We start from the raw sequence: 13,942 nt of genomic DNA on the forward strand, positions 1-13,942 counted from the left end.
CCAGGAGCCTAAACGCAGAATGCCACCGGCATGTGCCGGTGGCATTCGTTTTACTGCGATGTAGTTAGACCTTCGCGCGGGCGCGGTTGGCCTTGGCACGCTCGTTGGTGTCCAGGATGACCTTCCGGATGCGGATGGATTCCGGGGTTACCTCGACGCACTCGTCCTCGCGGGCGAATTCCAGCGATTCCTCGAGGGTCAGCTCGCGCGGCGGGGTCAGGTTCTCGAAGGTGTCCGAGGAAGCCGCACGCATGTTGGTGAGCTTCTTTTCCTTGGTGATGTTGACGTCCATGTCGTCAGCGCGGGAGTTCTCGCCTACGATCATGCCCTCGTAGACCTCAGAGGTGGGCTTGACGAAGAAGGAGCCGCGTTCCTGCAGGTTGATCATGGCGAACGGGGTAACAACACCGGCGCGGTCAGCAATCATCGAACCGTTGGTGCGGTACTCGATGGGGCCGGCCCACGGCTCGTAGCCCTCGGAGATGGAAGCAGCAATGCCGGCACCGCGGGTATCCGTGAGGAACCGCGTGCGGAAACCGATCAGGCCACGGGCCGGAACGATGAACTCCATGCGGCACCAGCCAGTGCCGTGGTTGGCCATGTTGGTCATCCGGCCCTTGCGCGCGGCCATCAGCTGAGTCACCGCGCCAAGGTATTCCTCCGGCACGTCGATGGTCATGTGCTCCATCGGCTCGTGTACCTTGCCGTCGACGATCCTGGTGACAACCTGCGGCTTGCCCACGGTCAGTTCGAAGCCTTCACGGCGCATCTGCTCCACCAGGATGGCCAGCGCCAGCTCGCCACGGCCCTGGACCTCCCAGGCGTCGGGACGCTCGGTGGGCAGAACCTTGATGGAGACGTTACCGATCAGTTCCTTGTCCAGGCGGTCCTTGACCTGGCGCGCGGTGACCTTCGCGCCCTTGACCTTGCCGGCCAGCGGCGAGGTGTTGATACCGATGGTCATGGAGATCGCAGGATCGTCCACGGTGATCAGCGGTAGGGGCTGCGGGTTTTCAGCGTCGGTCAGGGTCTCGCCGATGGTGATGTCCTCGATACCGGCGACGGCGACGATCTCGCCGGGGCCTGCGGACTCGGCCGGCACGCGGTCCAGGGCCTTGGTGGCCAGCAGTTCGGTGATCTTGACGTTCTTCAGCTCACCGTTGGCGCGTGCCCAGGCAACGGTCTGACCCTTGCGCAGGGTGCCGTTGTAGATGCGCAGCAGTGCCAGGCGGCCCAGGAACGGGGAGGCATCCAGGTTGGTGACGTGCGCCTGCAGGACACCTTCCGGGTTGTAGGTGGGAGCGGGGATGTGCTCGATGATGGTCTTGAACAGCGGCTCCAGGTCCTCGTTTTCCGGCGCGGTGCCGTCGGCCGGCTGCTCCAGGGACGCACGGCCAACCTTGGCGGCGGCGTAGACAACGGGGACTTCGAGGATCTTGTCCAGGTCCAGGTCCGGAACTTCATCGGCGAGGTCGGAGGCCAGGCCCAGGAGCAGGTCCATGGACTCGTGGACAACTTCCTCGATGCGGGCGTCGGGGCGGTCGGTCTTGTTGACCAGCAGGATGACGGGCAGGTGCGCGGCGAGGGCCTTGCGCAGCACGAAGCGGGTCTGCGGAAGCGGACCTTCAGAAGCGTCCACCAGGAGAACGACGCCGTCCACCATGGACAGGCCGCGCTCCACCTCGCCACCGAAGTCGGCGTGGCCGGGGGTGTCGATCACGTTGATAGTGATGGTCTCACCGTTGGAGGACGGACCGTTATAGGCAACCGTGGTGTTCTTGGCCAGGATGGTGATGCCCTTTTCGCGCTCCAGGTCACCGGAGTCCATCACGCGGTCTTCGAGGTGGTTGTGCTCGGCAAAAGAGTTGGTCTGCTTGAGCATGGCGTCGACCAAGGTGGTCTTGCCGTGGTCAACGTGGGCCACGATCGCGACGTTGCGCAGGTCACTGCGCGATGCAGTGGCTACCGCGGTGTTGGTGGTGGTTTCAGACATGCGTAAAGGCTCGATTCAGTGGAGTCAGCTGTTGTATCGCGACATTTCCAACTGGAACGCACGACGGACAAGGCCCTTGGCACAGGGCGCCTTCCTCTATTCTAGCCGCTGAGCCATTTGTTGGCCTAAATTCCGGCAGGCTTTGCGGCTGCGGGAGTTGCCTGTTCAGGCCGTAGCCGTACACGGTGTGACCAAGTTCACTGCGTGCATGGCATGATGTCTGTGACACAGCGCCCATCCTTTGAGCACGCCGGAGACAACGATGCCCCCTGCCAAAGCCACCACCATGCGTGGTGCAGCGTGGGCTGCCGCCGCAGTGGTCACCGGGATCGTCGCGGTCTCGGGTGTCATGGGACCCGCCGGCAACGCATTTTCCACTGGCTCTCCGGACAGCAGCCTGTCGCGGGCAGCCTCAGGGCAAGCAGCCAGCGGCAAGGCGGCAGCTTTGAAACCGGGCAGCGCGAATCCAGCAGTGGCAGCCAGTGCCCACGTCCGGAATGCGGGCAACGGCAGGCTTGAAGCGGTACTGCCGGACATCGGGAAGACCGTCCTGCTGATCGGGGATTCACAGTCGGAACCCGTCGACGGCTGGCCCCGCTTGGGCCTCGCCGCGGCCGGGTACAACGTCTACTTCTGCGGCCGGGGCGGCACCGGCTACGTCGCGGCGAACGGCGCCACGGGTAATTATGTTGACGCCCTGCAGCGCGGGGACTGGCTGCTTCCCTCCGGCACTCCCGCGCTGATTGTGATCGAGGGCGGCGGCAACGACGCCGCCGGCGGCGCAAGCAACGCGCAGATCGCACGGAACGCCGAACGGCTTATCACTGAACTGCGGGGCCGTTATCCCGGCACCCGCCTGGCGATCATTGGCACCCTGGCACGGGGAGCGAACGACGGCGGCGGCCGCCGGAGCGAGGTGGACGCTTTGCTGGGTGCCGTGGCGGCAGCGAATGGAATGCCCTTTATCTCCACGGGAGACTGGCTCACCAGGTATGGACTGGCAAAGGACCTCGCTGATGCAGTCCACATGAACCCCGAAGGCCGGGTGGCCCTGGGCGGGATTCTTGGGCGCAGGCTGCGTGAACTTGGCCTGGACCGGAACCCTGCAGCGGGGCAGGACGCCCTCGCCGCAGTGCCTGGCAGCGACAGCACGTTCCAGGACTGACAGCCAAAGCCTGCCGGTTCCACCGGTGAACCAAACGGTTGCCCCGGTCGTCAAACGACTGGAGCCGGGACCTAGAAGGTCCCGGCTCCAACCGTTTACAACAAACTCCCCGCTATGCCACCTCGGGGGGAAGCATCAGCTTGGCGCCGGGGATGGCATTGAGCAGTGCCTTGGTGTACTCCTGCTGGGGCGATTCGAAGACCTCGTCCGTGGATCCGGTCTCCACCAGGCGGCCCTTCTCCATGACGCATACGTGGTCCGCGATCTGCCGCACCACGGCCAGGTCATGCGTGATGAACAGGTACGTCAGCCCAAGGTTGGCCTGCAGGTCGGCGAGCAGGTTCAGCACCTGCGCCTGCACCAGGACATCCAGGGCGGAAACTGCCTCATCACAGATGATGACTTCCGGGTCCAGCGCCAGTGCGCGGGCAATAGCTACACGCTGCCGCTGCCCGCCGGACAGCTCATTGGGATACCGCTGCATGGCGGACTGGGGCAGTGCCACCTGGTCCAGCAGGGTCCGGACCTTCTTTTCGCGGCTGGCCTGGTCCCCGATCTTGTGGACCCGCAGCGGTTCTTCGATCGTGCGGTAGATGTTGTACATCGGGTCGAGGGAGCCGTAAGGGTCCTGGAAGATCGGCTGGACGCGCCGGCGGAACTTGAACAGTTCGGCAGGCTTCAGGCCCGAAGTGTCCACGCCGTCGAACAGGATCTTGCCCTCGGTCGGCTTCTCCAGCTGGAGCACCATCTTGGCCACCGTGGACTTGCCGGAACCCGACTCCCCCACGATCGCCGTCGTAGTTCCCCGCCGGACGTCGAAGCTGACGCCGTCGACGGCTGCGAAGTCCGTCGCCTTGCCCAGGCCCTGGCGGAGCTTGTACACCTTCCGCAGGTCCTGGATCTGCAGGAAGGTGTCCGGCTTCACAGCCTCAGCCGCGGGAGCCAGCAGGTCCGTGGTCTCCACGCCCTGCTCCTTGGCCACCTGGATGCGGCGGCTGGCCAAGGACGGAGCGGACTCCACGAGCCGCTTGGTGTACGGGTGCTGCGGGCTGCGGAGCAGTTCGAGCGACGGCCCTGCTTCAACGACGCGGCCCTGGTACATGACCACCACTTTGTCTGCACGCTCGGCTGCAAGGCCAAGGTCGTGGGTGATCAGCAGGACAGAGGTGCCCAGGTCCTTGGTCATGGTCTCCAGGTGGTCCAGGATCTGTCGCTGGACCGTGACGTCGAGGGCCGAGGTCGGTTCGTCCGCAATCAGCAGGCGCGGCTGGCAGGAGAGGCCAATGGCGATCAGAGCGCGCTGGCGCATACCGCCCGAGAACTCGTGCGGGTACTGGTTGGCCCGGCGCTTGGCGTCGGGCAGTCCCGCCTGGGACAGCACCTTGGCAATATCATCCGGCCCGCTGGGCCTGCCGTTGGCCCGCAACGTCTCGCGGACCTGGTAGCCGATCTTCCACACCGGGTTCAGGTTGGACATGGGGTCCTGCGGAACCATGCCGATGGTGTTGCCGCGCAGTTCGATCATGCGCTGCTCGCTGGCGTGGGCGATGTCCTCGCCGTCGAGCAGGATCTGGCCGCCAGACACCCTGCCGTTGTTGGGCAGAAGGCCGATGGCTGCCAGGGCAGTGGTGGACTTGCCCGAACCGGACTCCCCCACGATGGCCACCGTTTCACCGGGCATGATGGTCAGGTGCGCATTCCGCACCGCGTGGACCTCACCGCCGCCGGTCTTGAAGGTAATGGCGAGGTCGCGGATCTCGAGCAGTGGCCTGACGCCGGTGGCACCGGCTTCATCAATGCGGACGTCTGGACTTGTCATCTCTTTATCTCTCATCGCTGACGGCTCTTCGGGTCCAGGGCGTCACGCACGGCGTCACCCAGCATGATGAAGCTCAACACTGTGATGGACAGCGCCGCGGCCGGGTAGAGCATGATTTCCGGCCGGGTCCTGATCGATGCCTGTGCGCCTGCGATGTCGTTGCCCCAGGACATGATGCTCTGGGGCAAGCCGATGCCCAGGAAGGACAGTGTGGCTTCGGCCACGATGAACACGCCAAGTTCCAGCGTCGCCAGGACAATGATCGGAGCCAGCGCGTTCGGCAGGACGTGGCGCACCAACGCACCGAACTTGGACACGCCAAGGGCACGGGCGGCAGTGACGAAGTCAGCGTTGCGCACCTCGATGACCGCGCCACGGGTAATGCGCGCCATTTGCGGCCAGGCCAGGAGCGAGATCACGAACACCACCGTCCACACGCTCTTGTTCTCCCGGAACAGGGGCAGCTGCGTGATTACCAGCGCGCCGAGGACCAGCGGCAGGGCGAAGAAGATGTCACCCAGGCGGGCCAGCACGGCATCGATCCAGCCGCCGTAGTACCCGGCGAGGGCGCCAAGCGTTACGCCGATGACCAGCACGCACAGTACCGAAAGCAGGCCTACGGACAGTGAGGCCTGGGTGCCATGGATGACCCTGGAGTAGACGTCGCAGCCCTGGAAGGTGAAGCCGAATGGGTGCCCGGCGGTAGGGCCGCCCTCGGAATTGGAGAGCTCGCAGCCGGCATTGGGCGGCGTGGAGGTGAAGAGTCCCGGGAACAGCGCAATCACGATCAGGGCAAGGATCAGCAGTGCCGAGATGATGAACAGCGGACGACGGCGGAGCTTGCGCCAGGCGTCTGCCCACAGGCTAAGCGGGGCTTGGTCCGTCTTGACGGCGTCCGTTGCCTGCAGCGGTGTCTCGTCGATGGGTGCCACGAAGTGGCTGTTATTACTGGTCATAGCGGATCCTCGGGTCAAGCCAGGCGTACAGGAGATCGACAAGCAGGTTGGCCACCACGAACACCAGCACCAGCACGCTGACGATGGAGACGATCGTGGGGCCTTCACTGCGGAGGACAGCCTGGTAGAGCTTGTTGCCGACTCCGGGGACGTTGAAGATGCCCTCTGTAACGATGGCACCGCCCATCAGGCCGCCGAGGTTGGCGCCCAGGTAGGTCACCACCGGGATCAGCGAGTTGCGCAGGATGTGTGCCATGACCACGCGGGGGCGGGACAAGCCCTTCGCGGTAGCGGTCCGCACGTAGTCGGCGTTCATGTTTTCACTGACAGACGCACGGGTCAGTCGGAGGACATAGGCGAAGGAAACAAGTCCCAAAACCACTGCCGGCAGCAACAGGGTCCCCCAGTTGGCGTTGGCGCCAACCGTGGGTTTGGCCCAGCCCAGCTGAACGCCGAAGACGAGCTGGAAAACGAAGCCCAGGACGAAGGTGGGGACTGCGATCACCACCAGCGAGGCCACCAGGACCGTGGAGTCGAACCAGCCGCCGCGGCGCAGGCCGGCGAAAACACCGAACGCAACGCCAAAAATGGCCTGGATGGCCAGCGCCTCGATGGCGAGCATCGCGGTTACCGGGAAGACGCGGGTCAGGCTCGCCGCGATGGGCTGGCCGGTGAAGTCGTTGCCCAGGTTGAAGGTAAAGAGGTTTTTGAGGAACAGGCCGTACTGGACCCAGAACGGCTGGTCCAGGTTGTACTGGGTGCGCAGGGTGTCAATGACTGCCTGCGGGGGCTGGCGGTCGCCGAACAGCGCGGCGATAGGATCGCCGGGCAGGGCGAACACCATGTAATACACCAGAAGGGTGGTGCCGATGAAAACAGGGATCACCTGAAGGAGTCGGCGCAGGATGAACCGGATCACAGGATCACCTGCCTTCCGGGACGGGGGAGAACGCGTTCATGAATGCCTTCCTGCCGCTTGCAGGCCAATGGGGGCCCGGACATGACCGGAACCCCCATCAGCCTGACGGCAAGTTAGATCTGGGACTACTTGGCCGTGATGCCGTAGTAGAGAATTTCGCCGTTCCAGCCGGTCTCGGCCTTCGTGACGTTGTTGCTCCATACGATCGGGCGTGCCTGATCCCAGAGCGGCAGTCCGGGCAGGTCCTGGAACAGGATCTCCTGCGCCTGGTTGAACTTGGCGTTTGCCTCGTCCGTGGTCTTGCTTGCAAGCCCTTCCTTGAGCAGCTTGTCGAACTCAGGGTTCGAGTACTTCTCGTAGTTGGACGGAGCACCCGTAGCCCACACCGGTCCGAGGAAGTTGTAGAGCGACGGGTAGTCACCCTGCCAGCCGGAGCGGGTCAGGCCGGGCAGCTCGCCGGATTTACGCAGGTTGAGGACTTCCGCGAACTTGGCGAAGGGCTGGATTTCAGCCTGGATGCCGAGGTTGTTCTTGAAGCCGTTGGCTACGGCGTCGATCCATTCCTTGTTGCCGCCGTCGGTGTTGGAGGCAATCTGGAGGGGCTTGGAGTTGTCGTACGGCTGGATCTTGTCGGCCTGGGTCCACAGGTCCTTGGCCTTGGCGGCGTCGAACTTCAGGACCTCGCTGCCCTTAAGGCCTTCCTTGAACCCGTCAATGACAGGAGGAGCGAATGCCTTGGCCGGGGTGCGGGTGCCGTTGAAGACCACTTTGGCGATTTCTTCGCGGTTGATGGCGTAGGACAGTGCCTGGCGGCGCAGCTTGCCGGCTTCACCCTGGAAGTTCGGGTTGTAGCCCGGGATGTTGAGCGTGGAATCCGTGGCAACGGCCTTCGTTGCATTCCGGTCCGGGAAGTCGGAGACGTAGGTCTTCAACGCGTTGGACGGCAGGACGTCGGTGATGTCCAGGTTGTCGGACTGCAGGTCGGTGTACGCGGGACCCGGATCCGTGTAGAACTTGAAGGTCACGCCACCGTTCTTGGCCTCGCGGTTGCCTTTGTAATCGGCGTTCTTCACCAGCGAAATTGACTGGTCGTGGACCCAAGAGCCCTGCTTCGGGAACTTATAGGGTCCGTTGCCCACCGGGTTCTCACCGTAGGCTTTGGGATCTGCCAGTGCGGCGGAAGGCATCGGATAGAAGGCGGAGTAGCCAAGGCGCAGTGACCAGTCGGCCTCCGGCTGAGCGAGCTTCACCGTGATGGTCGAGTCATCGGTCGCCTTGAGCCCGGACATCGTTTCTGCGGTCGGGGCAGGAGTGGTGGTCTTCTTGCCATCGGCGCCTGTTGAGGAAGTCACTGCGGAAACTTCCGGATAGCCCTCGATGGACTCGAAGAAGAAGCCGTTCTGCTGGAGGTTCTTTGAATTAGCGGCGAAGTTCCAGGAGTCAACGAAGGTCTTGGCCGTGATGGCTTCACCGTTGGTGAATTTCTGGCCCTGCTTGACCTTGATGGTCCAGTTCTGGGCGTCGGGCGACTCGATGGATTCGGCCAGAGAGTTAACCGCTTTGCCGTTGGCATCGTACGTGCGCAGACCCTCGAAGAGCAGGTTAACAACACGGCCGCCGTAGACCTCTCCTGTATTAGCCGGCAGCAACGGGTTTTGTGGCTCGTTGCTGTAGGCGGTGATGACCTTATTCGGGTCCCCAGCTGCATTGCTGGACCCCTCGGTGCTGCCGCCGCCGGCGCCGCACCCGGTCAGGGCGAGCGCGGCGATTGCCACGACGCCCAGTGCTTTGGAAGTGCGCGTAAAACGCATTCCGCCTCCTATGAGTTGTGGGAGAGAGATATAGGGGAATCTTGTGCTTCCCCGCAGGCCAGACGCAGCTTGCCGCTGTGACGAAACCTACACAATACGAGTTAGCCTAACCGCACGAAGTCCAGATACTGGTACTCCGTTGCCAAACCGTGACCGGGGCAGTGCAATGCCCGATTCGGAGGTGATTAGTTAGGCACGTCACATGCTACTCGCCGGTAAGCTGTACGGCGAATCGGAGCCGCCAGAGCCAAAAGACCCTAAACGGGGCCAGCCTGCGGCTAGGACAGCCGCCAGTCAGAAACGTTCCACCACACGCCGAGGGGGCCGGGGCTGGTCTTGACGCCCGCCACTCTGGAACTGAAGGCGGTCGTTCCCAGGGTTTGGTAGAGCGGGAGGCCGTACGCGTCTTCCCAGATGTGCTTGTCGATCCCGGCCAGGAGCTCGTCCTGCTTGCCCAGATCAGTTGTCACGGCCAGTTGCTCCATGATCTTGTCCGCGTCGCCGTCGGAATATCCGGTGAAGTTGCTGCCCGCCCCGGTACGGAAAATCTGCGGCACCCGGCTGACGCCTGCCTCTGTCCCGATCCAACCTGACACGGCAGCGTCATAGCCACCCCTGCTGAGCGCAGCAGCCCAGTCCGCGCTTCCCTGTCCTCCGTCGACAACCCGGAATCCCGCGAGGCCTGCTGAATCGCGGATCAAAGCGAACGCTTTGGCGCGGTTTGGATTATCACGGTTGTAGAGGATGCGGATGCTGGGGGTGGCGTCCTTCAGGAGCTTCTTAGCCCCGTCAATGTCCACCTTGGCGTAATCGGACGAACCGTTGTTCTTCACGGTGTCGTCGTATTTTGGCTGGCCGGGCAGGAATACGTGCGAATCCAGCGGCTTGTTGTCCGGCACCTGGGTTCCCACGACGGCGTCCACGATCGCCTGCCGCGGCACCGTTTTGAGGAAGGCTTCCCTGACATCCTTGTCGGCGAACGGCCCCGAAAAATTGAGATCCAGGTGGTCGTAGCCGGACTGTTTGTACCGTTCAACCGTGATGCCCTGCGCCGACAGGCCGGTGAGGAGACTGTCTGTGGCAGCAGAGGGCTGGGGCGAGATGATATCCGCCTGGCCGCTGCGCAGGGCATCGACTGCCGCGGGCACGGCCCCCGTGAACCTGACGTTGATCTCATCAAGCCAAGGTTCCGCACCCCACACATAGTCGCGGTTGCGGACCAGTTTCATGGAAACTTCCGGCACGATGTCGCGGACAATGTAGGGACCGCTGGACAGGTAGAGCGCCGGGTCGTCCGGAACGGATTTTGTATCGAACCCGGTGTTCCAGAAGTCACTGACCTTCTTGAGGGCAGGGTGCGGCGCCGGCTTGTCCGGGTTGCCGCGTGGCGTGTCCTTGAGGAGCTTGACCAGGTCTTCCTCGTCGTTGAGCCCGCTCTTGGCAGCGACGACCTGGGCCGGGAGTCCGACGTCGAACGCCACTTCCCAGTCAGCGTACGGCGCGGCGTACTCGATAGTGATGGAACGTCCGTCCGCCCCGATCTCGGGAAACAAAGTACCTGCCAGGCCTGTGGTGTCTGAGGCAACCGCGAAGTACTTGGTGCCCTTCCCGGCGGCGGGGTCCACGTCGTCGAAGTAACCCGACCCGGCCGCCCAGCTCAGCAGGAGGTCGGCAGCTCCGATCGGCGCGCCGTCTGACCACTTCACGCCCTCATTGACCGTGTACTTGACCTTGAGAGGCTGGTCCGAGACCTTCTCGAAATGCCCGAACTTGTCGTTGCGGACCACGGTTGAATTGTCGTCCAGGTAGAAAAAGCCGGAGTGGGTGATGGCGCCGATCTTCGAGTTGATGTCGGTGTTCCCGTTGGCGCTGTAGGGGTTGAATGAGGAGAACGCGTTGACCTCGGCCACGGTGACGCTGCCGCCGCGCTTTGCCTCCCCCACCACCACGGACGGGGCGCTGCCACCCGAACACCCCGAAAGAACCAGGGCAGCCGCCAACGCGGCGATGAGCAACTGCATCAGACGCCGGACCGGCATGCCGTCTCCTTGTGGTTTTCCCTCTCCGGAGGGGACTGGTGGCCGCTGCGATCACGCCCTACAAACTCAGGATACTTGGTGCTGCTGGCCGGTAACCGAATCGGATCCCCCTGCGAATTGGCGAGGTAGTCCGGGCCGCCGGACGGGACCTACGGCCCAAGCCCGGGCTCGGTCCGTTCCGTAGCATGCTGGCAAGGAAACCTTCGGAAGGAAAAGCTCGATGAGCATCCCCCAAGCATCGAATGTGCCCGGCAGCGCCGTCCCGCCCCTGGAACTGCCGTACTACGGCGCCCCGCCGGTGGACGCGGTTAAGCGCATCTTCCAGAAGTACGCTGTCTTCTCGGGGCGTGCCAGCCGAAGCGAATACTGGTGGTGGTTCCTCGCTTCCGGCCTCGCCTCCGCGGTGCTGAATTCGATCAGCCCCACCGTCGTCAACGGCCAGGTCACGGGATCCAGCGCCCTGGGCGGCCTGTGGTTTCTCGCCACCGTGGTTCCGTCACTCGCGGTGGCGGCCAGGCGCCTTCATGACGTGAACCTCAGCGCCTGGATGCTGCTGCTCGCTCTCATCCCAGTGCTCGGGTGGATCGCGCTCATCGTGCTGCTCGCGCAGCGGGAGAACCCGTATGGCCAGCGCTTCGACAAGTACCCGGCACCCCGGTACGGGCAGGCAACAGCCACGCCCCCATACTGGACCCAGCAGCAGCCTCCCTACCCGCCGGGTCCCGCCGGCCCCTCCGGGTCATAGGCCACGGCAGGTCTCGCACGGTCTGCCGGCATGATCCTGTAAGGGCCCTGGCCCGTTCATGCAAATCAGACGTTGAAGCGGAACTCCACCACGTCGCCGTCGGCCATGACGTATTCCTTGCCTTCGATCCTGACCTTGCCGCGGGCTTTGGCCTCGGCCATGGAGCCTGCTTCGATCAGGTCATCGAAGGAGACCACTTCAGCCTTGATGAAACCGCGCTGGAAATCGGAGTGGATGACGCCGGCAGCCTGCGGGGCGGTGTCCCCCTGGTGGATGGTCCACGCGCGGGTTTCCTTCGGTCCTGCCGTGAGGTAGGTCTGGAGTCCCAGAGTGTGGAACCCGACGCGCGCCAGCTGGTCGAGGCCGGATTCGTCCTGCCCGTTCATTTCGAGCATCTCGCGGGCTTCCTCCTCGTCCAGTTCAACAAGGTCGGATTCGAGCTTGGCATCGAGGAAGACGGCGTCCGCGGGAGCCACCAGGGCCCGCAGTTCCTCCTGCTTTTCCGGGCTGCCGAGGATCGACTCGTCAGCGTTGAAGACATAAATGAAGGGCTTGGCCGTCAGGAGGCCAAGCTCCTTGAGGTGCTCCATCTCCAGCTTGTCGCTCTTGATCGAGGAGAAGATGGTATCGCCGCGCTCCAGCACCGCCTGCGCCGCCTTGATGGCGGCGAGCTCGGCGGCGTCGCGCTTCTTGATTTTGACCTCTTTTTCGATCCGCGGAATGGCGTTTTCGATCGTCTGGAGGTCGGCCAGGATCAGCTCGGTGTTGATGGTCTCCATGTCCGAGCGGGGATCGACCTTGCCGTCGACGTGGATCACGTCGGGATCATCGAACACGCGGACAACCTGGGCGATCGCCTGGGCTTCACGGATGTTGGCGAGGAACTTGTTTCCCAGGCCCTCACCCTCGGACGCGCCTTTCACGATGCCGGCGATGTCCACGAAGGACACGGGAGCGGGCAGCAGCCGGGCCGAACCGAAGATGCCGGCGAGCTTTTCCAGCCTGGGGTCGGGCAGGTTCACGACGCCGACATTCGGTTCGATGGTGGCGAACGGGTAGTTCGCGGCCAGGACCTGGTTGCGGGTGAGCGCGTTGAAGAGGGTTGATTTGCCGACGTTAGGCAGTCCGACGATGCCAATAGTAAGAGCCACGAGCATTGATTCTACCCGCCGGACCCCGTCAGCCAGTACCCGGGAATGTCACTGCCCATGATTGTCAGAGCCCCGTGCAACAGTGAAGCCATGGATGCTTTTGCCTTGATTCTGGCCCTCTTCATGCTGCTGCTTGGTGCGCTTGCCGGCGCTGCGGCCACCTATTTTTCCTTGCGCAGGAATTCGCATGCCCTGGAGTCGGACTTTGACCAGGTGTCGTCCCGCCTTTCCGAGGTCACGGCACAGCTGGCAGCGGCCGACGCCGAGCGGCGGCTTTTGGCTGCACAGAACCGTGAGCTGGGCGAGGCCAGGACACAGGACGGCAGCGTACTGCGTGCCCTGGCTCCCGTCGCCGAGAAGCTTTCCGCGGTCCAGCAGCAGGTGGCACTGCTCGAGCGGGACAGGGTGGAGCAGTACGGCCAACTGGCCCAGCAACTGCAGGAGGCCCGGCTCTCCGACGAACAGCTCATCCGCTCCACGCATGCCCTTGAATCGGCGCTCCGCTCCAACAGCGCCAGGGGCCAGTGGGGCGAGGTGCAGCTCCGGCGCGTGGTGGAGGCCGCGGGCATGCTCCGCCACGTCGACTTCGTCGAGCAGGTCCACAGCGCGGGTCACGACTCTGCTGTGCGGCCGGACCTGGTGGTGCAGTTGCCTGGTGAAAAGCAGCTGGTGGTGGACGCCAAAGTCCCATTGTCTTCCTACCTCGAGGCACAGGAACTGGACGCGGTGGATCCGCGCCTGGCACGGCCGGCCGGACCGCAGTCGGCGAATGACGGCCGGAACCGGCAAGCCCTGCTGGCGGCACACGCCAAGGCGCTGCGTGCCCACGTCGACGCCCTGGGTACCAAAAAATACTGGGACATCCCGGGGAACTCCCCCGAACTGGTGGTCTGCTTCATCCCGGCCGAATCCATCCTGGCGGCGGCACTGACGGCTGACGCCGGACTCCTTGACCACGCGTTGTCCCGCAACGTTGTCCTTGCGTCACCGAGCACCCTCTTGGCGGTGCTGAAGTCCGTGGCATTCACCTGGCGCCAGGACGTCCTGACGGACAGTGCCCGCGAACTCTTCGAGCTCGCGCGGCAGCTCTACGACCGGATGGGCACCCTTGGCGAGAACGTGACCAAGCTTGGCTCGTCACTGAAAACCTCGGTAGACCGTTACAACGCCATGGTGGGCACCCTGGAAGCCCGGGTCCTGCCCACGGCACGGAAACTCAACAGCCTCGAGGAGTCCGGTCTTACCGCACCTCCGGTTGTGGAGGCGACGCCTCGGGTGCTGATGGCACCCGAACTTCAGGGCGACGACGAAGCAGCCTGAGAAGGGCGGGATGCAGGAAGGGGC

General features: G+C 63.9%; 10 protein-coding genes. 3 read left to right on the top strand and 7 right to left on the bottom strand.

What is annotated here, in order from left to right:
• Nucleotides 1–64: 64 nt before the first annotated feature.
• The gene (gene typA, locus ACR65J_RS03380; protein ID WP_440166082.1) at nucleotides 65–1,993 is read right to left on the bottom strand and encodes a translational GTPase TypA; all 1,929 of its coding nucleotides are present in this window, start codon (nucleotides 1,991–1,993) and stop codon (nucleotides 65–67) included.
• Between the two features lie 262 nt (nucleotides 1,994–2,255).
• Here typA and ACR65J_RS03385 point away from each other — a divergent pair, with 262 nt between their 5' ends.
• Nucleotides 2,256–3,158 carry an SGNH/GDSL hydrolase family protein gene (locus ACR65J_RS03385; protein ID WP_440166085.1) on the top strand — a complete coding sequence of 301 codons (903 nt, stop codon included), beginning with the start codon at nucleotides 2,256–2,258 and terminating at the stop codon, nucleotides 3,156–3,158.
• Nucleotides 3,159–3,270: 112 nt separating this feature from the next.
• Here ACR65J_RS03385 and ACR65J_RS03390 read toward each other — a convergent pair whose 3' ends face one another.
• The 5 genes from ACR65J_RS03390 to ACR65J_RS03410 all read right to left on the bottom strand — a co-directional run bounded on the left by ACR65J_RS03390 (nucleotide 3,271) and on the right by ACR65J_RS03410 (nucleotide 10,702).
• Complete coding sequence (locus ACR65J_RS03390; protein ID WP_440166087.1) at nucleotides 3,271–4,977, bottom strand: dipeptide ABC transporter ATP-binding protein; 1,707 nt, start codon at nucleotides 4,975–4,977, stop codon at nucleotides 3,271–3,273.
• 11 nt (nucleotides 4,978–4,988) lie between these two features.
• A complete protein-coding gene (locus tag ACR65J_RS03395) occupies nucleotides 4,989–5,933 on the bottom strand; it encodes an ABC transporter permease (protein ID WP_440166088.1) in 945 nt (314 codons plus the stop codon).
• Nucleotides 5,923–6,852, bottom strand: a complete 930-nt coding sequence (locus ACR65J_RS03400) for an ABC transporter permease (protein ID WP_440166090.1) — start codon at nucleotides 6,850–6,852, stop codon at nucleotides 5,923–5,925. Before ACR65J_RS03400 ends, ACR65J_RS03395 begins: the two co-directional genes overlap by 11 nt.
• Before the next feature lie 125 nt (nucleotides 6,853–6,977).
• Nucleotides 6,978–8,663, bottom strand: a complete 1,686-nt coding sequence (locus ACR65J_RS03405) for a peptide ABC transporter substrate-binding protein (protein ID WP_440166092.1) — start codon at nucleotides 8,661–8,663, stop codon at nucleotides 6,978–6,980.
• Between the two features lie 278 nt (nucleotides 8,664–8,941).
• On the bottom strand, nucleotides 8,942–10,702 hold the full coding sequence (locus ACR65J_RS03410; protein ID WP_440166094.1) for an ABC transporter family substrate-binding protein: 1,761 nt from the start codon (nucleotides 10,700–10,702) through the stop codon (nucleotides 8,942–8,944).
• A 220-nt stretch (nucleotides 10,703–10,922) separates the two neighbouring features.
• Here ACR65J_RS03410 and ACR65J_RS03415 point away from each other — a divergent pair, with 220 nt between their 5' ends.
• Nucleotides 10,923–11,447, top strand: a complete 525-nt coding sequence (locus ACR65J_RS03415; protein WP_440166096.1) for a DUF805 domain-containing protein — start codon at nucleotides 10,923–10,925, stop codon at nucleotides 11,445–11,447.
• 65 nt (nucleotides 11,448–11,512) lie between these two features.
• Here the strand turns inward: ACR65J_RS03415 and ychF are convergent, their stop codons facing one another.
• Nucleotides 11,513–12,598, bottom strand: a complete 1,086-nt coding sequence (ychF, locus tag ACR65J_RS03420; RefSeq protein WP_440166097.1) for a redox-regulated ATPase YchF — start codon at nucleotides 12,596–12,598, stop codon at nucleotides 11,513–11,515.
• Between the two features lie 90 nt (nucleotides 12,599–12,688).
• Here ychF and ACR65J_RS03425 point away from each other — a divergent pair, with 90 nt between their 5' ends.
• Complete coding sequence (locus ACR65J_RS03425; protein WP_440166099.1) at nucleotides 12,689–13,918, top strand: DNA recombination protein RmuC; 1,230 nt, start codon at nucleotides 12,689–12,691, stop codon at nucleotides 13,916–13,918.
• Nucleotides 13,919–13,942: the final 24 nt, after the last annotated feature.

This window comes from Arthrobacter sp. SAFR-044 (genome assembly GCF_059414985.1).